The 25,360-nt window shown below is 62.0% G+C and carries 21 protein-coding genes; 2 read left to right on the forward strand and 19 right to left on the reverse strand.

Going from position 1 to position 25,360, the window contains the following annotated elements; all coding sequences use genetic code 11:
* Position 1 precedes the first annotated feature (1 nt).
* The 16 genes from PSH90_RS10030 to PSH90_RS10105 all read right to left on the reverse strand — a co-directional run bounded on the left by PSH90_RS10030 (position 2) and on the right by PSH90_RS10105 (position 17,940).
* Positions 2-793, reverse strand: a complete 792-nt coding sequence (locus PSH90_RS10030; RefSeq protein ID WP_041478588.1) for a carbohydrate deacetylase — start codon at positions 791-793, stop codon at positions 2-4.
* Positions 765-1,952, reverse strand: a complete 1,188-nt coding sequence (locus PSH90_RS10035) for a GNAT family N-acetyltransferase (RefSeq protein ID WP_095179527.1) — start codon at positions 1,950-1,952, stop codon at positions 765-767. The genes PSH90_RS10030 and PSH90_RS10035 overlap by 29 nt, the downstream gene beginning before the upstream one ends.
* A 4-nt stretch (positions 1,953-1,956) precedes the next feature.
* The gene (locus PSH90_RS10040) at positions 1,957-2,646 is read right to left on the reverse strand and encodes an N-acetyltransferase (RefSeq protein WP_305382625.1); all 690 of its coding nucleotides are present in this window, start codon (positions 2,644-2,646) and stop codon (positions 1,957-1,959) included.
* Between the two features lie 68 nt (positions 2,647-2,714).
* Positions 2,715-4,634 (reverse strand): hypothetical protein, encoded by a 1,920-nt coding sequence (locus PSH90_RS10045; protein WP_305382626.1) that lies wholly within the window; start codon positions 4,632-4,634, stop codon positions 2,715-2,717.
* Positions 4,631-5,935, reverse strand: a complete 1,305-nt coding sequence (locus tag PSH90_RS10050) for an oligosaccharide flippase family protein (protein WP_130899478.1) — start codon at positions 5,933-5,935, stop codon at positions 4,631-4,633. Before PSH90_RS10050 ends, PSH90_RS10045 begins: the two co-directional genes overlap by 4 nt.
* Positions 5,932-6,933, reverse strand: coding sequence for a polysaccharide deacetylase family protein (locus PSH90_RS10055; RefSeq protein WP_041478593.1), 1,002 nt, complete (start codon positions 6,931-6,933; stop codon positions 5,932-5,934). Before PSH90_RS10055 ends, PSH90_RS10050 begins: the two co-directional genes overlap by 4 nt.
* 13 nt (positions 6,934-6,946) lie before the next feature.
* On the reverse strand, positions 6,947-8,083 hold the full coding sequence (locus PSH90_RS10060) for a glycosyltransferase family 2 protein (RefSeq protein ID WP_150635726.1): 1,137 nt from the start codon (positions 8,081-8,083) through the stop codon (positions 6,947-6,949).
* Positions 8,076-9,044, reverse strand: a complete 969-nt coding sequence (locus PSH90_RS10065; protein WP_305382627.1) for a glycosyltransferase family 2 protein — start codon at positions 9,042-9,044, stop codon at positions 8,076-8,078. Before PSH90_RS10065 ends, PSH90_RS10060 begins: the two co-directional genes overlap by 8 nt.
* A complete protein-coding gene (locus tag PSH90_RS10070; protein ID WP_258711417.1) occupies positions 9,041-10,411 on the reverse strand; it encodes an O-antigen ligase in 1,371 nt (456 codons plus the stop codon). The genes PSH90_RS10065 and PSH90_RS10070 overlap by 4 nt, the downstream gene beginning before the upstream one ends.
* Positions 10,408-11,499: a glycosyltransferase family 4 protein gene (locus PSH90_RS10075; protein WP_150635723.1), complete on the reverse strand. Its 1,092-nt coding sequence runs from the start codon at positions 11,497-11,499 to the stop codon at positions 10,408-10,410. The genes PSH90_RS10070 and PSH90_RS10075 overlap by 4 nt, the downstream gene beginning before the upstream one ends.
* Positions 11,496-13,088 (reverse strand): Wzz/FepE/Etk N-terminal domain-containing protein, encoded by a 1,593-nt coding sequence (locus PSH90_RS10080; RefSeq protein ID WP_095179535.1) that lies wholly within the window; start codon positions 13,086-13,088, stop codon positions 11,496-11,498. The genes PSH90_RS10075 and PSH90_RS10080 overlap by 4 nt, the downstream gene beginning before the upstream one ends.
* 16 nt (positions 13,089-13,104) lie before the next feature.
* The gene (locus tag PSH90_RS10085) at positions 13,105-14,127 is read right to left on the reverse strand and encodes a polysaccharide biosynthesis/export family protein (protein ID WP_305382628.1); all 1,023 of its coding nucleotides are present in this window, start codon (positions 14,125-14,127) and stop codon (positions 13,105-13,107) included.
* 21 nt (positions 14,128-14,148) lie between these two features.
* Positions 14,149-14,796, reverse strand: coding sequence for a CpsD/CapB family tyrosine-protein kinase (locus PSH90_RS10090; protein WP_024012451.1), 648 nt, complete (start codon positions 14,794-14,796; stop codon positions 14,149-14,151).
* A complete protein-coding gene (locus tag PSH90_RS10095) occupies positions 14,796-15,542 on the reverse strand; it encodes a sugar transferase (RefSeq protein WP_016774101.1) in 747 nt (248 codons plus the stop codon). The genes PSH90_RS10090 and PSH90_RS10095 overlap by 1 nt, the downstream gene beginning before the upstream one ends.
* A 14-nt stretch (positions 15,543-15,556) precedes the next feature.
* Complete coding sequence (locus tag PSH90_RS10100) at positions 15,557-16,591, reverse strand: NAD-dependent epimerase (protein ID WP_305382630.1); 1,035 nt, start codon at positions 16,589-16,591, stop codon at positions 15,557-15,559.
* Complete coding sequence (locus PSH90_RS10105; protein WP_305382632.1) at positions 16,588-17,940, reverse strand: UDP-glucose/GDP-mannose dehydrogenase family protein; 1,353 nt, start codon at positions 17,938-17,940, stop codon at positions 16,588-16,590. Before PSH90_RS10105 ends, PSH90_RS10100 begins: the two co-directional genes overlap by 4 nt.
* Before the next feature lie 389 nt (positions 17,941-18,329).
* On the opposite strand from PSH90_RS10105, the gene PSH90_RS10110 reads away from it, so the two are divergent.
* On the forward strand, positions 18,330-20,027 hold the full coding sequence (locus tag PSH90_RS10110; protein ID WP_305382633.1) for a sulfatase-like hydrolase/transferase: 1,698 nt from the start codon (positions 18,330-18,332) through the stop codon (positions 20,025-20,027).
* A gap of 141 nt (positions 20,028-20,168) precedes the next feature.
* Here PSH90_RS10110 and PSH90_RS10115 read toward each other — a convergent pair whose 3' ends face one another.
* Together PSH90_RS10115 and PSH90_RS10120 are read right to left on the reverse strand one after the other, a co-directional pair.
* Positions 20,169-21,188 carry an AraC family transcriptional regulator gene (locus tag PSH90_RS10115; protein WP_305382634.1) on the reverse strand — a complete coding sequence of 340 codons (1,020 nt, stop codon included), beginning with the start codon at positions 21,186-21,188 and terminating at the stop codon, positions 20,169-20,171.
* Positions 21,185-22,129 carry a LysR family transcriptional regulator gene (locus PSH90_RS10120; protein ID WP_305382635.1) on the reverse strand — a complete coding sequence of 315 codons (945 nt, stop codon included), beginning with the start codon at positions 22,127-22,129 and terminating at the stop codon, positions 21,185-21,187. The genes PSH90_RS10115 and PSH90_RS10120 overlap by 4 nt, the downstream gene beginning before the upstream one ends.
* A gap of 96 nt (positions 22,130-22,225) precedes the next feature.
* Here PSH90_RS10120 and PSH90_RS10125 point away from each other — a divergent pair, with 96 nt between their 5' ends.
* Positions 22,226-23,077, forward strand: a complete 852-nt coding sequence (locus PSH90_RS10125) for a helix-turn-helix domain-containing protein (protein ID WP_305382636.1) — start codon at positions 22,226-22,228, stop codon at positions 23,075-23,077.
* 207 nt (positions 23,078-23,284) lie between these two features.
* Here the strand turns inward: PSH90_RS10125 and PSH90_RS10130 are convergent, their stop codons facing one another.
* Positions 23,285-25,258 carry an alkyl/aryl-sulfatase gene (locus PSH90_RS10130; protein WP_305382637.1) on the reverse strand — a complete coding sequence of 658 codons (1,974 nt, stop codon included), beginning with the start codon at positions 25,256-25,258 and terminating at the stop codon, positions 23,285-23,287.
* Positions 25,259-25,360: the final 102 nt, after the last annotated feature.

Raw genomic sequence — 25,360 nt, forward strand, 5'->3', positions numbered from 1 at the left:
TTCATTCGAGCGCCGTAGCGCCCTGCGTTTCCTCTCGATTGAGGTCGGCATACGAGACTCGCGCGACGCCTCTCAAACCCTGTTCGATTACCTCGCTCAAAGACTCGCCGGAGTCGAGATAGGCATCACCGAAATCGACGCCGAGGCGGGTCGGGTGGGCGACGATTTCCAGCACGCCGTCGCTGGGGACGCTGGCATTGCGCAGGTCCACCGGCGTGCAGACGTAATCGGCGGTGACCCGCGCCAGACTCTGCAAACGGCCATTGAGCAAACCCTTGAATAGGCGCTTGGGCAACGTGAGGTTGTGCCCGAGGTTGCGCGCCAGCCGAATCGGTACGCCTTGCTCGGCGGCAAACTTCGCGACGACTTCGCCGATCGGCCAGATGTTGTGTACGTGCTGGTGCGAGTCGATATGGCTCGGGCGCATGCCGTGATCGACGCAGCGTTGCCACTGCGCCTGTAACTCGGCGCGCACCGCGTCACGGTCTGCGCGACTCAGCCACAGGCTGTGGCGGGGCAGGTTGAGGTCGAACACGCCGTTGCCATCGCAAAAGGTCCGCCGCCCCAGGATCGCCTGGCTCAGCGGGCGCCCGTAGGTCAGGTTGAAGTGCAGACCGATCCGACCTTGCAGCGTCGGATGGCGGGCCATGGTGCAGGCGGCTTCAAACGCCGGCATGTTGGCCATGGCCGTGGCCGAGCTGATCAGGCCGGCCTGGAAGGCAGCGAAGATCACTGCGTTTTCGTTGGCGCTGAGACCGAAGTCATCAGCGTTGACTATGACTTGGCGAGGCATGGCCGCCCTCCGGAGTGATTGCGACAGGTTGCACCAGTGCTGCAGATTTTTTGTTGGCGCGCCTGGTGCGCCACTGCTGCACGGCGGGCTTGCAGCGATACCAGATGCGCAGCGCCAGACCCAATGCCAGCCCACTTGGGCGCCACGAATAGAAACTCCAGCGCCAGTGTTCCAATTGCCCGGTCATGCGTTCGTGCAGTTGATGGCTGGAGTTTTCCAGGCTGACCCGCGAGGCATCGATCCAGCGCCAGTGCTCGTCCAGGCCCCAGCGAATCCATTCCTCCAGCAACACCCGGCCACTGCCGAGATCGGCGTACTGCGGCAGGAAGGCGAGGTTGTAATCGTAGAGCCGGCCCTGTTCGAGCAGGCCGAGGCGATAGCTGATGCAGCGGCCGTTCAGCTCGAGCATCACCACGCGTACCATGCCTTGGCCGGCGAGGGCGGTGAAGGCGCGTTCGATCCATTGGCGACTGCGCGGTGTGGCGAAAATCCCGACGCCTTCATCGCCTTTCCAGCTCACCGCCTCGACTTCGCTGATGGTCTGCAACAAGGCAGCCATGCTCAGCGCATCCGGGGTAATCCGGCGGATCTGCGCACCGCACGCGGCAATCCGTTTGCGTGCCCGGCGCAGTTTGTAGCGCGGGTCGCCGGAGACTTCCTGATGGTCGGCTTCGCTGATCAGATGCACTGGCACCCGGCAGCTCAGGCGTCGCTCGGCCGTAGAACTGCGCGCCATCCATGCGGTGACGGCACTTTCTTCACCCGCAGGCTCCGACAACTCATTGAGTTGCAGCAGCGCATGGGGCAGGCGCTGGCGAATCAACAGCAGCGCCTCGTGCATGTCCGCGCCGCCGAGCAACGACAGCAGGGCCAGACGATCAGCCAGCGGATAACCCAAGTGATGCAAGACCCGAAACGGCACGCCGGCGAAGCGCTCGCGGCTGGCTACCAGCGGCAGGCACAGGCGTAGTTCTGCGGCTTCCCAACCGAGCAGAATGTGCAGGCGCTGATCCTCACCCAGAGCCTGTTCCGCCGCACATAACCAGCCGAGATTGTTGAACGGCGTATGGTCGGTCACGCCCAGGCGCAGCGTTTCATACGCGGTTGCCGGGAAGTCGGCGGCGCACAGGGACGTGCGCCATTCGAATCGCATCACCATAGGTTCAGGCCGCCGTTGCGTTGACAGGTGGACGGGAAGTTTTACCCAGCGCCGCCAGGCGCGAACCGCTGTAGCGGGTTTCGCGATAGAAGCGCCAGCGGCCGAACAGCGTGTAGATATTCATGATCCGCTGTTGTTCGGTATAGCTCATGCGCAGATGCAGCTTGAGTGCCGGGATGTTGGTCGACTCACAGACATCGACCACTTTTCGGCAGCCCTGGGCGGCCATGGCTTCCCACAGGCGCAATTGCAGGTCCACCGACAGCTCTGTCCCCCAGTAGGCCCGGGCCAGTTCGCCGCCGAACTCGAAGAACTCGCCGGGCTTCACCGGGAATCGGCAGCCGTAGTAGTGCCGATCGAAATAACTGCGCGGCGTGCCCCAGATAAACGCCACGGCATCGCCTTGCTCGTCGACATGCATGTGCCCGGTGTGGCCCTCTTTGGCCAGCTCGGCCATCGTGCCGACACGGTCGCCAAAGTAACGCGCGAAAGCGCTGGCGTTGTCCGCGGTGATCCTGACCACGCGCAGCGGCGGATAGGGTTTGAGCTTGTGCGGCGGCACCGGGCTGACCAGGTCGCGCTCCATCCACAGCAGTTGCTGATGGGAAAAAATGTACAGTTTGCGGATCTTGCCCAAGGTCGCTCGCAGGCCTTTACGACGAATATGTCCGCTGAGTTTTTGCAAAACATCCATGGTCTCTTCTCCTGATGAGGGTGCCATGCGCGGCATCAAGCCCACGCGGCAGAGCATCGAAGGGCGGCTCATGAAGCGCTCCAGCTCAGGGCAAACAGGGTTTGTCCCGGCAGTTCGAAACGCACGCGCCCGTTGTCGCAGGCAAACGGTGCGTCGCGGCTGCGATTGTCGGCGCCGAAGTAACGCAGGGCGCCATGGTTGAGCGGGCATCGGGCGCCGCTCAGATCGACGCGTTGCAGGCGCGTACCTTTGTTCACTCCGAGCAACGTGCGCTGCTCGTCGCCGGCCATCGCCAGCACATCCACCTCAAAGGCATCGTTGTCCAGTTGCAGCACCTGGTGCAGCCAGTGGCGGGCGATGAATTGCTGGGCCAGGCCGACCGGTTTCAGCTCGAAGCGATCGTCGCCCAACACGCGCAACATGCCTTTGGGGTAATGCGGTTCGTCAGCGGCCTGAAACCAGTTGAGCATGCTCAGCAAACCGTCCTGCGAGGCATTGATCACCACTGAGGCCCACCACAGCGAGGTGTAGTGGGTTTCCTGATCGTAGGGGCTGAGGCTGGAGCCGCTGGACAGGTTGGTCTGATCGAGCAGCAAGGCCTTGCGCGGCTGACCATTGGCGTCGCGGCCGACCAGTTCGGCGGCACGGCGCACGCTGTCGCGGTAGACGCGGGTGGCGAGTAGATCGCGAATCATCCATTCATGCCAGGCCAGTGCATCGACCTGATCGGCTGACTCGCTGAGCAGGCGCCGTGCCCAATCGATTCCGCGCTTGTCCGCTGCGTTATCGGCGAACGGGCCGTTGACCAGTCGCGAACTGGCCGGCATGGCGATGCGCACACCGGCGCGGGCATTCGCCGGGTCGCTGCGCACCTGACGGGCCATGCTGGTGAAAATCGCCTGATATTGCCCGTAGCTGGAATAGTTGAGATTGGGTTCGTCGGCAAAGCCGATGTAATGCGTGCCATTGCCGCCCAGCGCGCGGGTGCTCGCCAGCCAGGCGTCGAGGCCGCTGTTGCTCTGCACGTCGGCGCGCAGATCGGCCTGGCGCTGACTTCCGGCCAGCAGGGTGATGTCGTTGCGAATGCCGAAGCGCTGCTGATAGACCCGGCGGAACGCGTCTTCGAATTGCGGGTTCTGCGCCGTGACGTCGACGAAACTGTAATAGCTCGCTGCCGTCGGTTTCAGCGCATCGAGCAGCGCGTGGCTGGCTGCGGGCGGCATCACGTAGGGCAGGGCAATACCGAGATCCGGCGTGCGCCCGAGGACTTTGTCATGCAGCACCAGCCGGACATCTCCGACGTCTTCGCGCAGCGGTTGCAGTTGCTGCGGATTCTGCGCAAACAGATTAGTCGTGCCATCAAGCCAGAACGCCGCTTTGCCGCTGCCCTGCAGTTGCAGGCGCCAGACCTGCTCGCGGGGGCTGACTGGCAACGCGACCTGATCGAACTGCCAATAGGCGCGATAGGGCTTTAGTGCGAGAGTCAGCGCCTGGTGGTCGCCGATCCGCTGCGCCTGTAGCGCGGTGACGCCGCCGTGAAACTTGCCGGCGAGCACTGCATGCTCACCGGCCGCGACTTTGAAATACAGCACGTCGCCATTTTTGCTTTCGGCACTGAAGTGCACTTTGGCCGGGGCAAACAGGGCAACGGTGCGTTCATCGTGTTCGATGCGGTAGTGGCGGAAGCTGTAGCCGGGAATTTCCAGTCGATAACTCGCCGCGCCGGGCAGCAGCGGCCAGGTCTGGCTGCCACGGGTTTCGCTGGCCTTGATCAAGCGTTCGCCGAGCAATTTGCCGCGACCGTCGAGCAGGTACAGTTGCTCTTCGTTGGCATCCGCTTGCCACGCCGGGGTCCAGCGCACGGTCACGCTGTCAGGCTGATCGGTTTGCAGAAACAGACTGCCGTCACGAATTTCGCCCCAGCGCATCGACGCCGCCAAAGCGTCCAGCGACAGGCCGAGACCGAACAGCAGGTACCAGCCTTTCATGCGGGCTTCCTCTGCAGCATCGACCACATCGGCAGCACGTCGCGGGGCAGGATGATCAGGGTTTGCCAGAACGGCACAGCGCTCAAACGGCAATACAGCACGAGCATGGCCACGGTCACCGCCAGATAGGCGATCGATGATGCGGCGGCGGCGCCGACGATGCCGTAGGCCGGAATCAGCACCAGGTTCAGCGCCAGATTGAGCAGCGCGCCCAGGCCCATCAACAACGACACCGAGCCGGGGCGATTCTTGCCCAGCAAGTCCAGGCGCAGAATGCTCGCGTAGCACAGACCCAACAGCCCCGGCAGCAACGCCAGCAGCGCCGGGTACGCCGGTTGGTAGGCAGCGCCAAACAGGGTGACGATCAACCACTCGCCGATCACGGCCATGCTCAAACAGGCGCCGAGCATCACCGTCGCGGTCAGGCGCAGCGCCAGCGGAGTGACCTTGTCCATGCCTTCATCCTGTTGCAGCAGGCGTTTCATCAGCGGTGTGGTCACGGCTTCGGGGACGATCAACAGCAATTCGGCAGCAGCGCTGGCCATGGCGTAATGGCCCAGCGCGGTGCTACCGAGCAGGGCGCCGATAAACAGGTAATCGGAGCGCAAAATCACTTGCTGGAACAGCAGATCGGGATGGCTGCGCGCGCTGTAGCGCAGCAGCTCCTTCTGGCTGGCGCGATCCCATTGCAGCTGCAATGGCTGCGCCCGCTTCAGCCAGACCCAACCGGCGAGCACCACCAGACTGATACCGGCCAGCCAACTGATCAGCGCTGCCTCCAACGCCGCGCTCTGCCACATCCAGAACAGTGCGACGAACAGCAACAGCGGCGCCAGCGATTCGATCAGGCGCAAGACGTTGAACGCGACCACGCCACCCGAGGCGTTGTGCAGGGTCAGCAGGCCGCTTTTCAACACGGTCAACGGCACCGCCAGCAGCAACAGCCAGGCGAGCAGGCCCAGTTGCGTGGTCACGTCCAGTTGCGTGCCGAATTCGCGCACCAGCGCCACCACCAGCAAAGTCAGCAAACCGGCCAGCAAACAACCGAACACCAGCACCTGGCTGAGCAGCAAACCCATCGGCCGCTGCTTGGCCGCCTGATAACCGACCGCCGAATTCAAACCGCCGCTGGTGGCCGCGCTGATCAGGTCAGGCAGGGTGCTGAGCAGGGCGAACAGGCCGCGTTCGCTGGGGCCGAGAATCCGCGCGAGCAGGACGTTGCGCAGCAAACGCAAGGCGATCATCGCCAGCTTGGTGCCCATGCTCAACGCGAGGTGCTTGAGGTAGTTGCCTCGGCTCATGGCCGCGCTCCCCGGTAGATCCGCCACGACAGCAATTGCGGATGGCGCGCGGTGCGCTGGCTGACGCCGAAACGCGGCAGGTTCAGCGGATCGCCGTCGCCGCGATAGATCCCGGTGCCGGTGCCCAGCGCAAACGGGTAATCGTGGTCCGCGACCTGCTGGCGAACGCGATCATCGTTGTCGCCGTTGGGGTAGCAATAGACCGGTAGAGGTCGGTTGCAGCCGTTGTTCAATGCGTCGCGGCTGCGGCGGATTTCTTCGCTCAGGCGCGCATCATCGAGACCGGTGAGGATTGCGTGGCTGGCGCCGTGCGGGCCGAACCGCACCAGACCGGAGGCTTCCATTGCCCGCACCTGATGCCAGTCCAGTGCCTGTGGCAGCGAGTCCTTCGGGCATTCGTCGGTGAGTTCTTCCAGCTCCTGCGGGGCCAGGCTTTTCAGCCCTTGCAGGTAATGCAGCAGCGCCAGGCTGCGGCGCTCGACATCGATGTCATCAAGCAGCACCGGCAGCGGATGTTTGCGCGCATGCAGGCATTCGATCAGGTGCATGCGTGCTTTATCGCCATGGCTGCCCCATAGGGTTTCGCCAAGGCTTTCCCACCAGAAACGCTGGCGGCTGCCGATGAAATCGGTGGAGAGAAAAATGCTCGCCGGCACCTGGTGTTTCTGCAGCAACGGGAAGGCGTTGACGGCGTTGTCACGCCAGCCATCGTCAAAGGTCAGCGCCACCCGTGGGCGCTCGCTGCGCAGGGCGTTGGGCTGGAGAATTTCCATCAGCGGCACGCAGTCGAAATGCTTGCGCAGCCACACCAGCAAATGCTCGAACGCTTTCGGTCCGACGCACAGTTCATTGCGGTGCGGCAGGTCGGCGGCGCGGTCATTCGACAGCACGCGGTGCAGCATCAGAATCACCCCCGCGCCCTGCAACTGCTGACGGCCCACCGGCGAGTTGAGATAGAGCCAGCCACTGGTGCTTTTTATCAGTTGTTTGATCGCCATGGCTTCGGTCCTCTTAACGGTTCTGTTCCGGATTCCACTGGGCATACCGCTGACCGCGCAGGAACTGCCACAGGCCGAGACTCATCCCGGCGAGGGTGACCAGCAGAAACGCGGCGAGGCGGAACGGTTTCGGCAAGCGGTGTTGCGCATCCAGCAGCCCGGCAATTGCCACGCTGTAGCCGAACAGTTGCGCGATCAGGCTCAGGCGATAGAAAGCGTGCTCGTCCCACAGCCAGCAATTGCTCAGCAGCAATGGCAGCAGGAGTACCGGCGCCAGGCGGCGGATCAATTTGTGGCTGATCAACGCCAGGGAATACAGGCCATGCTTGAGCGGGTTGAGCAGCTCGCGGCGCTGGGCCAGGCTTTGCAGGCCGCCGACGGTGACGCGCTGACGGCGGCGAAACTGTTTGTCCGCCTCGTCGACGCCATGGTCGATCACTTGCGCTTCGGGCACGTAGACGATGCGCTTGCCGGCTACCGGCGCGCAGGTGCTGATAAAGAAGTCGTCGTTGACCTCGGCCGGTACGTTCTGGAACAGCTCGCGGCGCAGGGCGAGCAGGGCGCCGTCGGCCGAGACCATGCAACCGGTGCGGTTCTCGACCCGGCGCAACCAGCCTTCGTAATGCCGATAGAGGCTGTCGCCGACACTCAGACCGCCACCGGTGACCGGGATCACCATGTGCCCGGCGCAAGCGCCGACCTGTGGATCGCTCAGAGGCGCGAGCAAGTGACCGAGGGTGTCGCGTGACCATTGGTTGTCGGCATCGGTGAACACCAGAATGTCGCCGCTGCTCAGGGCCGCGCCGGCATTCAGCGTGGCGGCTTTGCCCTGACGCGGCAGGTCAAGCACGGTGATGCGCGGATCAATCACTTTGTGCGCGCAGGCCACGGTGTCATCGGTAGAGCCGTCGCTGGCGAGAATGATCTGCAGCGTTGCCGGTTGATAATCCTGGGCCAGCAGCGTGCGCAACTTGTGCTCGATATGCCGCGCCTCGTTGTGCGCGGCGATGACGATGCTGACGTTCAGCGGCGGCGCCGGCGTGTGTCGCCACGCTGGAAACAGCGGCGCGAGGATCGTCAGCAACAGCGGGTAGCCGACGTAGGCGTAGACCGGCAGCAACAGGCACATCCAGAAAATGAACTCAGCCACGGGCAGGCCTCCTTGCGTTCCATTGACACAGACTCAAAATGAACGCCGCGCCGGCCAGGTGCAGGCGCAGCCAGTGCAGGCCCCACAGTTGCAGGAGCAGAACCGGATCGCGGTGCTTGATGCTCTGGCGAACGCTCAGGACCAGACCGGGGATCACGGTCAGGGTGACCATCACCGCCGCGTGATGGGGAAAGCCGTCTAGCAGTGCGGAAATCGCCAGGAAATCGAGGATCCACACCAACAACGACAATATTGGAAAGCGCAGCAGGCGCAGGCTCATGCCATGGGTGCGCAGCAGTTGCAGGTGGCTGCCCTGACGCCACATTTCCTTGCCCATCCATTCGCGCCAGTTCATCTCGTAACCCCAGTGCAGCGCGACCTTGTCATTGACCGACAGCAGACGCGCGCCCTGTTCGTGCAGGCGCAGGGTGAATTCCTTGTCTTCGCCAGTGCGCAGGGCCTCGTTGAAACCGCCGACCTTGTCGAACCAGTCGCGACGCATCAGCAGGTTGGAACTGGGCAGCCAATCGACACTGTGGCTGACGCGGTGCGACGGCTGCGAAGTGCGCCGCTGCCAGGCCGTGGCGAACCATGGCGCCTCGGCCGGCGTATGCAGATCCAGGCCGAACACATCGGCTTGGCCACTGGCTTGGATGTCGAACAAGGGCTGCAACCAGGTTTCAGGCATTTCCACGTCGGCGTCGATGAAGGCCAGCCATTCCCCGCTGGCGATCGCCGTGCCGCGATTGCGTAGAGCGCCGATCAACAGCCCCGGCAAGCTCAGCACGGTTGCGCCGAACTGCCGGGCAATCTGCGGACCCTGATCGGTCGAGCCGTTGTCGACCACGATCAGCTCGCACTCGACGTTGGCCGCGTGTGCGGCTTTCTGCGCGGCGAGCAGGGTACGGCCAATGTGCCGCGCCTCGTTGTACATCGGGATGACGATGCTGATCCGCTTCATGCCTGCGTCTCCGGGGTCAGTGGCGCCTGCTCGGCCTTGATGCGCAGGACGCTGGTCAGCGCCAGCATGATCCACACGTATTTCTGGTTCGGCGCGCTGAGGAACATCAGGAACAGGGTCAGCGACAGAAAGCTCACCCCCAGGTGGGTCATCATGTCTGCCCGATATCCGTCACCGCGCAGCATCCACGCCGCCCGCGCGCGAATCAGGTTGTACAGACCGAGCCCGAGCATGCCGACGAAGAACAGCCCGGCAGGCACGCCCAGTTCGCTGAAGATTTCCAGATAGGTGTTGTGGGCGCGCCGGTACAGGTCGCCGATCTTGCGGTTGGCAGAAAACGCCTTGGCGTAACCGGTGGTCGCGTAATGCAACGGGAAGGTCCCGGGGCCGGAGCCGAGCACCGGGTGCTCGCGGATCATCTGGCTGCCGACGACGATGTAGGAAGCACGGCGGCCGAGGGATTCGTCCTGCGCCTTGGAGCCGGCGCTGAGGATGCTCAATGACTGGATCCGCGCCATGTAACCGGCCGGCATGGCGTAGATCGCCAGCGGAATCACGATGGCCGCACCGAGCATGACGAAACCCAGGTGCCGTGGGCGGATGTGGGTCAGTTGCGCGCGGTAGTGCCAGATGCCGATGAGCAGGCTCAACGCCAATACCACCAGCCCGGAACGCGATTCGGTCTTGGTCATGCCACCGAGCAACAGCAGGCAGCAGGTGCCCCAGAACAAGCGGTGCAGCAGGTTCGGGCTGCGGATCACCAGCAGCAGACCCAGAGGAATGGCGAAGGCGATGAGCATAGCGAAGGCGTTGGGGTCTTCGAGCAGGCCGGCGGCGCGGCCCTGATCCTGAAACTTCGCCGAGAACATCGCCATGGCGCAGGTCGCGGTGACGGCGAGGGTCACCAGCCGGGCGAACAGGTCGAGGTTCAGTTCGCGGCCGATCAACAAGGTAATGACAAACAGCACCAGACCAACGCTGAGTTCGCGCAGATGCCCCAGCGACATGCCCATGTCATCGGTATTGAGCAGGCTGAGAAAATACAGAACCATGAAGCCGATCAGGCAGTGCCACAGGTTGCTGCGCAGGCGTTGCGACGGAATCTGGTGCAGCGCCAGTTGCAGCATCACGATTACCGCCAGGGAGGCGCCGAGCAACTTGCTTCCCGACACTGAACTGTCCTTGAAGAACCCTTCGAACGGCACCAGCGCGGCAATGCCGAGCAGGCCCCATGTCGGCTTGCGGTACAGGACGGTGAAACCGACCAGGCCAATCACCGCCCCCGGCGCCAGATACGGCCAAGGACTGGCCAGCAGACCGAGGCTGACCAGGGCGAACAGACTGACGATCGAGAGCGGGAAAATCATGAGCGTGTCTCCCGTGCCGTGTGGATGTACAGCTGCGACCAGCGTTCGGCCAAAGCCTTGAGGTCGTAGCGTTCCTGTTGGGTGCGTCTGGCGTTTTCACGCAACTGCGCGGCCAGCTTCGGTTCGGCCAGCAAGGTGTCGAGCTGGCGGGCGAGGGCGGCGGTATCCGTCGGCGCCGCGAGCAGGCCGTTGTGACGGTCCTGCAGGACATCGGGAATACCGCCGACCGCGAACGCCACCACCGGCACGCCGGCCTGCATCGCTTCGAGCAGAATCATTGGCGTGCCCTCGGTGCGCGAGCTGATCACCAACGCATCGAGTTGCTGCCACCAGCCTTGCATCGCCGTCTGGTAGCCCGGCAGGCGAATCCGCTGCTGCAACCCGGCAGCATCGATACGCGCCTGCAAGGCCTCGCGTTCCGGGCCGTCACCGAGCATCACCGCGTCCAGTTGCGGATGCTGGTGACACAATGCGATCAGCGCATCGAGGAACAGGTCCGGGCCTTTTTCACTGCTCAACCGCCCGACGTAACCGGCCAGCCAGCGTTGCCGCTCTGCCAGCGGCGGCGTCGCTGGCGCCGCTGGCAAACCGTTGGGAATCACCTGCAACTTCTCCGCGCGCACGCTGGCCTTCAGATGCAGCGTGGCGATGCTTTGCGCCACGCAAACCACCCGTTTCACCGATGCCGTGCGGCATAGTTGCAGGCTCAGCCAGGTGTAGAACTTCTGCTTGCGACTGCGCGGCGTGAACCCGTGCTGGGTGATCACCAGCGGCAGGCGCAACAGCGTGGCGCCGACCCAGCCGAACAACAGCCCTTTGAAGTTGTGAGTGTTGAGCAACGGTTTGTCGCCACGGCGCTGACGCAAGTGCCGCAACAGCTCGCCCGGCCCTGAACAAGCGCGAGCGTCCACCCCAGCCTCGCGAAAGCGCGAGATCAGCTCAGGCGGTGCGTCGAGGAACAGCACCTGATGCTGCCCCGGCGTGGCCAGGCAATGATCCAGCAACATCCGCTCGGCCCCGTAGAAGCCGCCGCTGCTGAGCAAATGAATGATCGGCAGGGCGACGATTGGGGTGGACACCGCGTTCAATTGCGCACCCAGTGAACCAGGCTCGGCATGGTCCAGTTCTTGTGCGGATTGCCCGGCTGCGACGTTTCTTCGTTGAGCACCAACAGCACCGGCAGGCCCAGCTCATGGCTGATTTGCGCCGGATGCTTGAAGCGGTGATCGAAGAACTCACGCACGTAGACGAACGCGATTGCCAGCAGCAGACCGGTGAACAGCCCGAACGGGATGATCAGCAGCGGTTTCGGGAACGCTGCCTCGGTCGGTTCGAACGGCGGGCTGAGTACCCGGGCGTTGGACAGGTCATCGTTGAGCGAGCGCGTGGTGCTGCTTTCGGCAAAACGCTGGGCATAGGTCGAGAACGCTGCGTGCAGCGCATCGATCTCGGTGTCCATCTGGCGCAGTTTGCTCTGGGTCTGCTGCAGGTCGCGGATGCGGTTCTTGAACTCGGCGATGCGCGCGGTTTTCTGCTCGATCACCTGCTTGACCACGGCCAGGTCGGCGGTGCGTTCCTGGATGCGGTTGCTCACCACTTTGAGAAACTGCTGACGGGTGCGGGCGATCTGCTCGCGGGTCAACAGCATCGGTTCGCTGCCGGGCTGGAACACCGCCAGATCGTTCATGTAACGGCTGACCTGGCTGGTCAGTTGCTCGCCCATCTGTTTGATTTCCCGGTCCTCGAACGCCACGTTGTCGACGGTGGTGGTGAAGGTGTAGGGGAAGGTGTAGTCGTTGAGCTTGCTACTGCTGGCGGCGGCGAGCGCGGTTTTCAGATATTCGAGCCAGCGCTGGCTTTGCAGCAGGCGATCCTGATACAGGTTCAGCGCCTGTTCTTCAGTGTTGATGGCGTTGAGGCGGAAGGTGATTTCCTCCTTCGGATCCGCTGCGCCGACATTTTCCAGCAGTGCTTGACGATTACCTTCCAGGCCATCGAGACGCACTTGATACTGGTGCTTTTTGGTCTCGTAGAACGACTGCGGCAAGTCGATCGATTGCAGGGCCTGACGGCTGACCAGATAGTTCTGCAGCAGGGCGCTGACAAACGTCGTGCCTTGCTGCGGATCCGGGAAGCTGTAGGTGATCGAGATCACGTTGGAACCGGGCAGGGTTTCGATTTTCAGGCTGTCGACGGCTTGCTGGGTCAGGGCGTCGAGGGTGGTGTCACGTACCGGATCGGTTTCCATGCCGAGCCCGTCGCGAAGCGGATTGATCACGTACTCGCGCAGCGGCGTCGAGACGTAGCGCTTGAATGGTTCGCCGAGCAACTTGGCGAACACCCCGGGTGGCGGGCTGTATTCACCGTTGTCGCGCAGTTCGCTGATGGTCTGACGGATCAGCGCTGGCGAACGGAGAATGTTGCTTTCGGTTTCCATGTCCGCCAGCGACGGCGGAATGAAGGTGGCGTTGTCCACCGTGAGCGACGTGGTGGCGTCGCCCTGAGAGAGTTTTTTCGACTGCACGATGACCTGCGCGGTGATATCGAAGCTCTGTTTGAGCAGCAACGGCAGGAGCAGGGCGATGACTGCAAAGGTCAGGAAGACGCGCTTCACCAGTTGCTTGTTGGCGAAGAAAATCCTGAAGAACTCATGCAGGTAGTTTTCCTTTGGGTTCATGTCGGTCACCTGTGAGTTAGTTGTCACTGTCTTTGTTGTCGACGCGGTAGCCGAAGCTGAAACCGACGCCCTGGAACAGCACCACATCAGCCAGTTGGCGGGCGAGTTCGCCGGCGCTAGCCAGTTTGGTTTTTGGCACGTAGAGCATGTCGTCCGGTTGCAGGTAGGCGATTTGCGGGGCTTCGCCGGACAGCGCTTTTTCGACGTCGTAGCGCACGGCTTTCACCTGATTGCCGTTGCGCCGCATGATCACCACCGAATCCAGCCGCGCCTTGACGTTGGTACCGCGCGCCAGGGTCAGCGCCTCGAGCACCGACACCGGCCGGCGGATCGGATACGAGCCCGGTTGTGCGACCTCGCCGAGCACGTAGATCTCGTTGCCTGCGGTGGACTTGAGCAGCACGTCCACGGTCATGCGGCCCGGCAGTTGCGCGTACTTTTTGTTGAGGAACGATTCCAGTTGATTGACGGTCATGCCTTGCAGCGGCACGGCGCCGATTTCCGGAAAACTCGCGTAGCCGTCAGTGCCGACGGTGATCTCGCGGCTCATGCCGGTGGCCGGGTGATTGAGGGCGCTTTTCAGGTTCTGCTCGTTGCTCAGCGGGCTGATGATCTGCACGGTGAGCTGGTTGCGGTTGGGCTGGAACAGCTGTTTGCGCTGATACACGCGCTGGATTTCCTGGCGCGCTTCTTCGCTGGTCAGCCCGGCGATTTTCACCGAGGTGTTGGCGCCCGGCAGTTCGATGGTGCCGTCGGGCAGCACCAGTTGATTGCCGTTGAGCTGGCTGGCGGCGGTGAAATTCAGGCCGATCTGGTCGCCCGATTGCACGCGGTAAGCGTCCGAGCCGCTGGTGCTGATATGGAAGATCACGTCCAGCACATCCTGCGGGCGCAGGGTCTGCTCGATCTTCGGCATATCGGTCGCCTGGGCGTTGGCCGGGGAGGCGGTGAGAATATTCACCGGCATGTTCTGGGTGTCGGAAGTGCTGGAGCAGCCCGCAAGCGGCAGCAACAGCAGGACAAGCATTCTGGCGTTCATGGCGTCATCCTTTGCGTTCGCTTACAGGTTTTTGTAAAGCCATTTGGGCATGTAGTACTTGCGCCGGTTGAACACGCTGCCGACCACTTTCGCCCCGGCCTGAGTCAGGCGTTGCACAGCGGCCTGGGCGACTTCCCAGCGGGTGTCTTCGGCGCGCACGACAAACACCACACCGTCGACCTGAGTACTGATGACCAGGGTGTCGGCGGCGGAATACACCGCGTCGCCGTCGATCACCACAAAGCGGTACTGGCTGCCCAACTGGTCGAGCAATGGGCTCAGGCGCTCGGCGGTCAGGTGTTCCAGCGTGCGGATCGGCCGGCCGTTGGGCAGCACATGGAAGGGCAGGCTCGAGACCTGCACCACGCAGTCCTGCAACAGCGGCGGGTTGCCCGGATTGAACAGCAGGTCGCGCAGGCCGCGCTCCTTGCCGAGGTTCATCTGCTGGGTGAGGTTGTTCGCCGACTGGCTGGCGTCGACCAGCAGCACCTGGCCGCTGCTCATCTGCGCCAGCTGACTGGCCAGTGCCAGAGCGCTGGTAGTGGTGCCGGCGCCGGGGTTGGCGGCGGTCAGGAACAGAATGCGCAGATCGAGATCCAGCACGGTCGAAGTCAGATTCGATTCGCTGGGGCTGGCGATGCTCAGGCTTTTATTGGTTGAACCGTCCATTAGCTTGCTCCGTGGCCGCTGAATACTTTGAAGGGGGTTTTCAACAGAATCTTCAGATCAAGCAGAAGGCTCTGCTCGGCGATGTAGCTGAGGTCCAACTCAACGCGCTGGTCGAAGTCGATGTTGCTGCGTCCGGAGATCTGCCACAGACCGGTCATGCCGGGGTAGATCGCCAGACGCGCGAGGTGATTGTCCTTGTAGCGGTAGGCGTTGAACGAGGTCGGACGAGGGCCGACCAGGCGCATGTCGCCGGTCACTACGTTGATCAGATTGGGCAGCTCGTCGAGGCTGGTGCGCCGCAGAAAACTGCCGATGCCGGTGACACGCGGGTCCTTGTCGATCTTGAAGTCGATGGCGTCAGCCCCGTGTTTGTTCAGGTGGCGCAGCGACTCTTTGAGTTCTTCGGCGTTGCTGACCATGGTGCGGAACTTGAACATGCCGAACTTGCGCCCGCGATAACCGGTGCGTTTCTGCACGAACAGCACCGGCCCCGGACTGGTGAGCTTGATGGCCAGGGCCAGACCCAGCAGCACCGGCGAGATCAGCACGAGAATCGTCAGCGCGCCGAGGCAGGCGACCACCCGATTGGTCCGCGACAGCTGCCATGGGCGGCCGCCATCGCGGCCGCTGAGCCAGCCGCGACCCTGACGGTGAATCGCCGCATCGAGGCGCATGCGATGTTCCGGGTCGACGCGCTTGTCAGGGCGCATCTGTGCAATCGACACACTTCTTTCATGTCCAGTCATGGCGTCCTCCGCATTCAATCAGCCGCAAGCGGCGCACGGGCAGTGGGGTAGTAGTCGCGGAACCAGGCGATGAAGCGGCCCAGTCCTTCATCCAGTTCTATCCGGGGCTGGAATCCGGTGGCCTGGGCCAGATCGATGGCCTCGGCGCAGGTGTTGAGCACGTCGCCCGGTTGCAGCGGCAGCAGCTCGACAATGGCTTGCCGATCGAGATGTTTTTCCATCAGCGCGAGGTAGGTTTTCAGTGCAACCGGCTGCTGCCCGCCAATGTTGAACAGGCGCCACGGCGCCATGCTGCTGGCCGGGTCGGGCTGCTCGCGATCCCACTGCGGATTGGCTTGCGGTGGCTGATCGATGAGGCGTGCGATGCTTTCGATGATGTCGTCGATGTAGGTGAAGTCGCGCTGGTGCTCGCCGTAATTGAACAGCTTCAGCGGCTCGCCTTCGCTGATCGCCCGGGCGAACTGGATCGGCGACATGTCCGGCCGTCCCCAAGGCCCGTACACGGTGAAAAAGCGCAGGCCGGTGCAGGGAATGCCGAACAGATGGCTGTAGCTGTGCGCCATCAGTTCATTGGCTTTTTTGGTCGCGGCGTACAGCGACAGCGGATGGTTGACGCCATCCTTGACCGAGTAAGGCGTGTGTTGATTGGCGCCGTACACCGAACTCGACGAGGCGTAGATCAGGTGCTCGACCGGGTGGTGGCGGCAGCTCTCGAGAATGTTCAGGAAACCGTTGAGGTTGCTGTCCAGATACGCCCGTGGATTGTCCAGCGAATAACGCACCCCGGCCTGCGCGGCCAGATGGATCACCACTTGTGGCTGCTCGCGGGCAAACAACGCGTCGATCGCTGAAGCGTGGGCCAGATCCACCGTCGCCAGCGGAAAATCGCCGACCTGCTCGCGCACCCACTGCACGCGGTCGTGCTTGAGCTGCGGGTCGTAGTAGTGATTGAAATTGTCCAGGCCGACCACCGAATGCCCGTCGCGCAGCAAGCGCAGGACGCAATGGGCACCAATGAAACCGGCGGCACCGGTCACCAGAATTTTCATGGCCGCAGCCCTTCGGGGGCGATGTGGCGCAGGCCGATGCCGCTGTAATGCAGGCCGGCGGCGGCTACTTGTTCCGGGTTGTAGAGATTGCGCCCATCGATGATTACCTTCGAACGCAGCTTCTCGGCGAGCAGTTCGAAATCGACCACGCGGAAGTTTTTCCACTCGGTGCAGATCACCAGCGCGTCGGCGTCTTCGAGAGTGTCGTCGCGGGTCGCGCACAGGTGCAGGTCGTTGCGGTAGCCGTAGATGCGCCGGCACTCGGACATGGCTTCCGGATCATAAGCCTGCACGCTGGCGCCTTCGGCCCACAACGCGTCCATCAGGTAACGGCTGGGGGCTTCGCGCATGTCGTCGGTGTTCGGTTTGAACGCCAGGCCCCAGACCGCGATGGATTTGCCGGCCAGGCCTTGCGGAAACTGCGCGCGCAGTTTGCTGAACAGGATGTGCCGTTGGCTGTCATTGACGTCGGTGACGCTGCGCAGCAGTTTCAATGGCATGCCGTTGTGTTCGGCGGTGTGCAGCAAGGCCCGCAGATCCTTGGGAAAGCACGAGCCACCGAAGCCGCAGCCCGGATAGATGAAGTGGTAGCCGATGCGCGGGTCGGAGCCGATGCCTTTGCGCACCGCTTCGATGTCGGCGCCGAGCAGCTCGGTGAGATTGGCCAGTTCGTTCATGAAACTGATGCGGGTGGCGAGCATCGCGTTGGCCGCGTACTTGGTCAGCTCGGCGCTGCGGTTGTCCATGAACATCAGTTTTTCGTGATTGCGGCAGAACGGCGCGTACAGCTCGCTCATCTGCTCGCGGGCAGCGTCGTCGCGGGTGCCGATGATGATCCGGTCCGGGCGCATGCAGTCGGCGAGGGCGCTGCCTTCCTTGAGAAATTCCGGGTTGGAAACCACGCGCACCTGCAGCTCGGTTTTGCCGCGCAACAGCAATTCGCTGGTGGCCGTGGCCAGCACCTGATCGGCAGTTCCGACCGGCACCGTGGATTTGATGATCAGTGTGCGATCGGCCTCCATCAGGCCGGCAATCTGCCGGGCGACGTTGAGTACATGGCTGAGGTCGGCTGAGCCGTCTTCGTCCGCCGGGGTACCGACGGCGATGAAAATCAGCTCGGCGTGAGTCACCGCATCACTGGCCTGGGTGCTGAACAACAAGCGCCCGGCCTTGATGTTTTCGTCAAGTGTTGCGGACAGGCCTGGCTCACTGATAGGCGGTACCGCTTGTTGCAGTTGTTTGATCTTGTTCGGATCAATATCAATGCATAAAACCCGATGGCCGACATCGGCAAGTGCAGCGGCTTGTATAAGTCCGACATAGCCAGTGCCAAATACGCTCACGTCCATCTGCGCACCTCAATAAAACCAGAAAAGTTAACTACGGAATGAGATTGTTAAAGGGGTATAGCGCAGGGTTTGAAAAGCGTGTCAGCAAAATGACATGTTGCACAGGTATAACACTTGAGGCGTTTTTGGCGATTGGCCATCAAGTCATTGCTGCGATTGAATTTGTTCTTTCTTTGCAGATTTGTTCAGATTCAATTTAACCGACAGACGGTCTAAGTCCCCGAAATTAAAGGCTTTCACCGCTACAGGTGTGTCAGATTTGAGTCACCGTTTTTTTGACGCTTTCCCCGCCTATCAGTCATTTCTTGCGCTTTGATGGCCGGGTGCTAGTGTCAGGTTCTGACCGACAAAGCTTTGACAACCTCCCATTTCGGACGGCCGGTATCGCCATGTTCAAATACGCCAAGGAACTGCTTTTAGTTGCCTACTTATTGCTCTTTTCCGACTACTATCTGGACCGGTTAAATGCTATCGGGTGGGGTTTTAATGTACTTGTTTTTGGCGCGATGTTTTTGGCGCTTACTTTCGCGTTATATCTAACTGCCTATATACGTCAGGCTCTTGTTCGACATGCGTTCGCATTAACGCTGTTTGTGGCGGCGGTTTTTTTCGATGTCTATACCCGGGTCACGGCGGATTACCTGAGGTACAGCGATTTTGTCTCGCTGGTGTACTCCGGCGGCTTCATTCAGGAAGCGGCCTATCAGTACCGCGACGCGATCCTGCGCGCGCTGCTCAGTGGCTTGCTGCTGTTGTTCGGCATCGGGCTCAAGCCGCGTCATGCGCTGTTCATACCCAACACGTTGCGGGTCGCGGCGCCCCTCGTCGGCGTATTGATGCTCAGCGGATTGTTGTTTCTACGAGCGGGTGAGGGCGCACGTGGGTTGCCGATCATGTACACGCCGCTGGCCTACCTGAACCTGTTTGCCTATGAAGCGTTGCATGACACCGTCGGCCCGCGTGAATCGGTGACGCTCGCGCGCGCCGCGCCTGCCATCAGCCACGATATCGTGCTGATCATCGACGAAAGCATTTCCGGCAATTACCTCGACATCAACGCGCCGTTCGGCGTGCACAGCAACCTCAAGCAAGCGCCGGCCGGGGTCGATGTCTTCAACTTCGGTTATGCCGCGTCCATTGCCAACTGCAGCGCCGACACCAACGTCACCTTGCGCTACGGCGGCACCCGCGCCGATTACAGGCGCATCAACAGCACGTTGCCGTCGATCTGGCAGTACGCGAAGAAGGCCGGGCTCGGCACGGTCTACATCGACGCCCAACGCACGGCCGGCAACCTGCAGAACCTGATGACCGCCGCCGAGAAAAACGACATCGACAGTTTCGTGCAATTCGACCAGACCAGCGTGCGCGACCGCGACATGGCGGCAGCGGCGAAGCTGATCGAATTGCTCAATGACGATCGCCCCGAGCTGATCGTGATCAACAAGGTCGGCGCGCATTTTCCGGTGCATGACAAATACCCGGACGCGTTCATGGCCTACCGGCCGACGCTGCCGCGCGGGCAGTTCACCGAAGTCGCCGACACTGGCGAACGCCCCGGTTTCAATGGCCAGCCGGATGACTGGGTGCTGTATCGCAACGCCTACAAGAACACGCTGTTGTGGAACGTCGGCGAGTTCTTCGCCCGGGTGTTTGCCCAGGCCAATCTGGACAATGCGCTGCTGATCTACACCTCCGATCATGGCCAGGATCTGCACGAGCGCGGCAACCCGGGCTTGAATACCCACTGCGGCGGCGACCCGGTGGAAGAGGAGGGGCTGGTGCCGCTGGTGGTGATTCAGGGCCGTGGATTGCAGACGCCGGACTGGGCGGCGAATCTGCCGGCAAACAAGGACCGCTCCAGCCACTACAACATCTTCCCGACGCTGCTGCAGGTGATGGGATATGACCTTGCGGGGATTGAAGCGGTATATGGCAAACCGCTGAGCGTGCCGACGGCGGATGAGTTCACTTTCAACTACCGCTTCAATGCGCGCTTGGGGGCCAAGCCTGAGTGGAAGCATATCGATCTGGGCAGCATCGTTACGCCCGAGCGGGCGCCGGCAAGTGTGGCTGCGGGGCAATGAGTTTTTGGATTGCTCGGGCGGGCCTCTTCGCTGGCAAGCCAGCTCCCACAGGGTTCGAGGTTGTTCACAAATCCTGTGTCAGCACTGGCCTCCGTGGGAGCTGGCTTGCCAGCGATGGGGCCAGCACTGACACCAGCCAATTCAAAGCTTCAGCCACCGCGCGCGATACTCCCCAGGCGCGCACCCCAGCCAACGCGCGAAAGCCCGGTTGAATCCCTGCACATCGCTGTAACCCAACCGATCCGCCACGTCGACCAGCTCCAGCGCCCCGGATTGCAGCAGGTCCTCGGCACGATAGCGGCGATGCTCATCAAGCAGTTCGCTGAAAGTCCAGCCCAACGCCTTCAAACGCCTTGCCGCCGTGCGCTCAAGCAAATGCTGTGTAACACAGAACTGCTGCCAATCCGCTGTCGCCAGATCTTCGATCAGATAATCGCTGAGCTGTCCGAGCAAGGTCGATTCACTGAGACGTCGGGTCTGTTCCAGCAGATCGACAAGCGTTGTCTCCAATGCCGGATTGCCCGGTGTCAACGGCATCACGAACAGCTGAGGATCCAGATAAATCGCCGCGCATGATTGCTCTGCGCTCACCGGGGCGCGCAATGCCGATTGATGCTGCTCGCGGCTTGCCGATGCCAGTGCCACACCTAGCACCGGATCACGATTCACGCCGCTGGCGAGCAATTTGCGTCGTACCAGGCTGCACAGGCTGACAAGGATGTAATCGGTCAGCGCCGCCGGAGCACCCAGACTGCCGGCTTCGACCAGACGCAGTGTTACGCCGTCATCTTCACGCAGGATTTGCACACGGAAATGTCCGTTGAAAAACGCAAAGTACTCGGCGAAAAACGCACAGGCACGTTCCAGCGACACGGCGACATCGAACAGATAGGTCAGCCCGTTGGTGGCCGTCGAAACGAAACGTTCACCCGCCGCCAGACCGATCAGTGGATCCCCGCTCTGTTCCACGGCAAACGCCCAGAAGCGCCGTGACATCAGCAGCGGCATGCGCGTGAACGGCGTGCGCAGATCGAACAGGCTGCGGCGCAGCTGCGCTTCGATTGCGCCTTGGGTAACGCCGCGCGCGAGCAATTCTTCAATGGCCGGCAGCAGGGTCGGCGCGTAAAAAGCGTTGACGGGTTGCGGATCGATTTTGCTCATGTTGTGCGCGCGTCTCCCGTCGCTCCGTTAGCCGCCAGCAAACGCTGATCGACGCTGAGGATCGCCTCGATCATCGCCCGCGCTGCTGGCGTCAGGGTAAAACCGGCGCGGCTGACGATGCCGTAACCCAATTGCAGCGCCGCCTCGTCATGGGGGACGTCGACAAAGTCGAGCAGCTCGATCAGGCCTCGATCAAGTTGTTCACGCAAGGCCTCAAGCGTGGCGAGCCCCACCGCGTCTGAACGCAGCACTACGCGCTGGATCGCGTCAAATTGTGCGCACTCGACGCTCGGGGTGAAGTCCTGCTCACCGAGGATATCGGCGAGCACCTTGCGGATCATCGGAGGAATGCGCGTGCCGACGATCGGGTAATCGAGCAGGGCGCGCAAGCGCAGGTCTCGTTGCGCGGCAAGCGGATGACCAGCGCGACAGAAAAACCGTCCCGGCCGCGTGCGCAGCAGGTGCACCTGATACTGCGGATCGCTGACGAAGTGCCGCGCATCGGCGACGAAAAACTCGATCTGCTGCTCGCGCAACCACAGCGACAATTGCTGCCAGTCGCCCTGATGAAAGCGCGTACGAATTGCCGGATGCGCCTGAATGAAATCGGCCAGCGCTTCCGGCACCAGCACTTGTGCCGGATACGGGCCGCAACCGAATTGCAGTTCGCCGCCGGTGAGGCCGTTGTATTGCGTCAATTCGTTGTGCAGCGCCTGACTGCCAGCGAGCAGGCGCCGCGCATGTTGCAGCACCAGTTGGCCTTGCCCGGTCAGGCGAAACTCACGGCTGCTGCGCTCGACCAGCTCGCAGTCAAGGTCACGCTCCAGAGTCTGGATGCTGCGGCTGAACGCCGGTTGGCTGAGGTTGATCGCCTCGGCGGCGCGACCGAAGTTGCGGTAATCAGCGAGGGCGACCAAGTGGCGAAGCTGGCGAAGATCCATCATGCGTCTCCTGCATTTTGTGAATACTTTTAATGCATTGGATCGATAGCACGTCCGCTGGCATAAGTACACGCCTGTTCTTCGATGGCCGCCTTCATGTCTCAGCCTCTGTTCGCCTCCAGCGCGTTCACCCGCACGATTCTCGCGCATGCTCGCCAGTCCGGGCTGTGCCCGCAACGCTTGATGACGCGCATCGGGATCTGCCCGTCTGTGCTCGCCGGGCAGCATCAATTGATCGCCGCACAAGCGGTTGAACGGTTGTGGCGTGAGTGTGAATGGGCCGGGGTAGCGCCGACGTTTGGCTGCGAACTGTCCGACGGGATGGCGACCGATTGCCTGCAAGGACTGAATATTCTGCTCGACTCGGCCGCGACCCTGCGGGCCAGTCTGAAGTGCTTCATCGACTGCTTGCCAAGGGTGATCAATTACGTTGCGGTGGAGTTGGTCGAGGCAGGCGACGTGGCTCGTTTGCGCCTGCATTCGCTGCAGGGGCAGTTGCATCATTTCGCTCTGGATGCGGCGGCGATAACGCTGGTGCGCAACATTGCCCGTCGACTCGGCGGGGCGCCTGGAGATTTGTTTGTGAGTGTCAGCCTGCGCCCGGAGCAAATGGCCGGTGGCTGGCTGCGTGGAGTGGGTATCGCGGTGGAGCAGGGCGAGCATCTGTGCCTGACCTTGCCGCGCTCCAGGCTCGATCAGGCCTTGCTGGGCGCCAACCCGTTTCTGTACCAGAGCATGCTGCGCCACTGGCACGCTGCAACTTGCGCGCCTGCGCGTGAGGACAATCTGACGATGGCGCGGCACTGGCTGACGGCGGGCGATCAACCGATCGAACGGATCGCTGAGCGGCTGGGTTATCGCCAGCCGAGCAACTTTATCCGCGCGTTTCGCAAACAGTTCGGGATTACGCCGAAGCAGTTCCGGTTGAATCCGGGGCAGGTTTGTTGAAAGCAGGATTGAGGTGATTGATCGTTATTGAGGGTGCCAGCAAGATTTCCCCCCTCTCCCCCAAGGGGGCGAGGGGGAAAGGGAGCCGATCTTCATGGCGTTCGGAATCTGAGTCCTACTCGGTATCCCACCTCGGCGTATCTCGTAGATCCAACACGGTCAGTCCCCTCTCCCTTTGGGAGAGGGCTAGGGTGAGGGGCTTTTGACTTACGGCGTGACGATATTGAACTGCGGCCCGAACGTATCCAGGCTGCCCATCAATAATCCGAATTTCTGACCATTGCCCTGCAACTTCACCAGCCCTTTTTGCATCGCCGTCGGGAAGTCCAATTGCTTCAGGCTAATCTTCTCCAGCGTATCGCGGCTCAGGCTGACGCTCGCATCCGCCGCCGGATTCAAGCCGGCGCGGTGAGTCAGCACGCCGTTGCGCAGGGTCAGGGTGAAATCCTTTTGCACATCGTCGAACGTCCAGTTCAGCGTCAGGTCATGGGCCACGGCTTTGTCGCTGTCCAGGCGTACCGCGAGGTAATCGAAGAACATTTCCGGACTCATCGCCCGGACCATGTCCACCGATACGGTATTGGCAGACTGCGGTGGTACGCCGTTGCGCAGTTCCATCGCACCGGTCAGGTACATGTTGCGCCAGGTGGCGTTCTCGCTTTGATAACCCAACTGCTCCAGCGTCTCGGCTTGAGCGTTGCGGGCATCCGCGTTGTCCGGATCGGCGAACAGCAACTGGTTGCCCAACTGCGCGGCCCATCGGTAGTCAGCGCTGGCCATCGCACTGCGCATTTTCTCCAGCACCGATGCGGCACCGCCCATGGCCTCGACCGAGCGTTTAGCCGCATCCACCGGCGGCAGCGGATTGAGGTTGGCCGGGTTGCCGTCGTAGAAACCCATGTAGCGCTGATACACCGCGCGCGTATTGAAACTCAGCGAGCCGTAATAACCACGGGTGTACCACTTCTGATCGAGTGAGCCGGGCAGTTTGTTGATTGCTTCGGCAATTTCCAGCGGCGTCAGGCCCTGGTTGAGCAAGTGCAGGGTTCGGTCGTTGATGAAGGCGTACATGTCGCGCTGATCGGCGAGCAAAGTACGAATCCGCTCGCCACCCCAGGTCGGCCAGTTGTGTTGGGCGAACAGCACGTCGGCCTTGTCACCATAGCGCGCCAGGCTGTCATCGAGATATTGCGACCAGGCTTTGGCGTCACGCACCTGCGCACCGCGCGGGGTGAGGATGTTGTGCATCATCTGCGTGGCGTTTTCGGCCATGCACAAGGCTTTCAGCTGCGGTAGATAAAGGTTCATTTCCGCTGGCGCTTCGGTGCCCGGGGTCAGCTGGAATTCGACTTGCAGGCCAGCGATGGTGCGGGTTTCCAACGGCTCGGCAATCAGATCGGTAGGCGCGATCAGTGTGACCGTGCCACCGCTGGGGGCGCTCTTGCCGAGGCCAGCGTCGACCTGGCCGTTTTCACTGCGCGGCAATAGGCTGCCGAACTGGTACTGCGCGCGGCGGCTCATGGCGTTGCCGGCCATGACGTTCTCGCTCATCACGTGTTCCATGAAGCCGACCGGCGCGTAGACCTTGACCTTGCCGGACTTGACATCGGCCTCGTCGATCACCCCGCGCACGCCGCCGAAATGATCGACATGAGTGTGGCTGTAGATCACCGCGACGACCGGTTTGCGTGGGCGATTGGCGTAGTACAGATCCAGCGCCGTCCTGGCGGTTTCGGCCATGGTCAGCGGATCGATGATGATCAGCCCGTCGTCACCTTCGATGATGGTCATGTTGGCGAGGTCGAGACCGCGTACCTGATACAGCTTGGGGCTGACCTCGAACAGACCGGCGTGGGCATTGAGTTGGGCCAGCCGCCACAGGCTCGGATTGACCGATTCCGGCGTCTTGTCTTTGGCGAGGAAATCATAGGCATTGACGTTCCAGATGACTTTGCCGGCGGCATCCTTGATCTGGCCCTTGAACGGTGCGATCAAGCCTTTGCTGACGGATTCGAAATCGGTGCGGTCGCTGAAAGGCAGGGTTTGCAGGACGGCAGCGTTGCTTGCAGCGGTTTGCATGCTCGGCGCCACCGGACCGTCAGCAGCGAGCAACGGCTGGCTCAGGCAAGTGGTGATCAGGCAGGTCAGCAGGCCACGCGGGCTCAGGATGAAACGGGGCATGGGTGTCTCCGGTTTTATTATCGTTATGGCCGAACAGCCAGCAGCTTAAGGCGCGGCGCTGGGTTGACGATGATCATCAGCGGACAAAAACCATTCAGGGCC

The sequence above is a fragment of the Pseudomonas sp. FP1762 genome, assembly GCF_030687105.1.
GTDB classification, from domain to species: domain Bacteria; phylum Pseudomonadota; class Gammaproteobacteria; order Pseudomonadales; family Pseudomonadaceae; genus Aquipseudomonas; species Aquipseudomonas siliginis.

What these genes read in the sequence shown, in the direction of transcription:
- PSH90_RS10030 (WP_041478588.1), bottom strand. Translation starts at nt 793, where the DNA reads ATGCCTCGCCAAGTCATAGTCAACGCTGATGACTTCGGTCTCAGCGCC.
- PSH90_RS10035 (WP_095179527.1), bottom strand. Translation starts at nt 1,952, where the DNA reads ATGGTGATGCGATTCGAATGGCGCACGTCCCTGTGCGCCGCCGACTTC.
- PSH90_RS10040 (WP_305382625.1), bottom strand. Translation starts at nt 2,646, where the DNA reads ATGGATGTTTTGCAAAAACTCAGCGGACATATTCGTCGTAAAGGCCTG.
- PSH90_RS10045 (WP_305382626.1), bottom strand. Translation starts at nt 4,634, where the DNA reads ATGAAAGGCTGGTACCTGCTGTTCGGTCTCGGCCTGTCGCTGGACGCT.
- PSH90_RS10050 (WP_130899478.1), bottom strand. Translation starts at nt 5,935, where the DNA reads ATGAGCCGAGGCAACTACCTCAAGCACCTCGCGTTGAGCATGGGCACC.
- PSH90_RS10055 (WP_041478593.1), bottom strand. Translation starts at nt 6,933, where the DNA reads ATGGCGATCAAACAACTGATAAAAAGCACCAGTGGCTGGCTCTATCTC.
- PSH90_RS10065 (WP_305382627.1), bottom strand. Translation starts at nt 9,044, where the DNA reads ATGAAGCGGATCAGCATCGTCATCCCGATGTACAACGAGGCGCGGCAC.
- PSH90_RS10070 (WP_258711417.1), bottom strand. Translation starts at nt 10,411, where the DNA reads ATGATTTTCCCGCTCTCGATCGTCAGTCTGTTCGCCCTGGTCAGCCTC.
- PSH90_RS10080 (WP_095179535.1), bottom strand. Translation starts at nt 13,088, where the DNA reads ATGAACCCAAAGGAAAACTACCTGCATGAGTTCTTCAGGATTTTCTTC.
- PSH90_RS10085 (WP_305382628.1), bottom strand. Translation starts at nt 14,127, where the DNA reads ATGAACGCCAGAATGCTTGTCCTGCTGTTGCTGCCGCTTGCGGGCTGC.
- PSH90_RS10090 (WP_024012451.1), bottom strand. Translation starts at nt 14,796, where the DNA reads ATGGACGGTTCAACCAATAAAAGCCTGAGCATCGCCAGCCCCAGCGAA.
- PSH90_RS10095 (WP_016774101.1), bottom strand. Translation starts at nt 15,542, where the DNA reads ATGACTGGACATGAAAGAAGTGTGTCGATTGCACAGATGCGCCCTGAC.
- PSH90_RS10100 (WP_305382630.1), bottom strand. Translation starts at nt 16,591, where the DNA reads ATGAAAATTCTGGTGACCGGTGCCGCCGGTTTCATTGGTGCCCATTGC.
- PSH90_RS10105 (WP_305382632.1), bottom strand. Translation starts at nt 17,940, where the DNA reads ATGGACGTGAGCGTATTTGGCACTGGCTATGTCGGACTTATACAAGCC.
- PSH90_RS10110 (WP_305382633.1), top strand. Translation starts at nt 18,330, where the DNA reads ATGTTCAAATACGCCAAGGAACTGCTTTTAGTTGCCTACTTATTGCTC.
- PSH90_RS10115 (WP_305382634.1), bottom strand. Translation starts at nt 21,188, where the DNA reads ATGAGCAAAATCGATCCGCAACCCGTCAACGCTTTTTACGCGCCGACC.
- PSH90_RS10120 (WP_305382635.1), bottom strand. Translation starts at nt 22,129, where the DNA reads ATGGATCTTCGCCAGCTTCGCCACTTGGTCGCCCTCGCTGATTACCGC.
- PSH90_RS10125 (WP_305382636.1), top strand. Translation starts at nt 22,226, where the DNA reads ATGTCTCAGCCTCTGTTCGCCTCCAGCGCGTTCACCCGCACGATTCTC.
- PSH90_RS10130 (WP_305382637.1), bottom strand. Translation starts at nt 25,258, where the DNA reads ATGCCCCGTTTCATCCTGAGCCCGCGTGGCCTGCTGACCTGCCTGATC.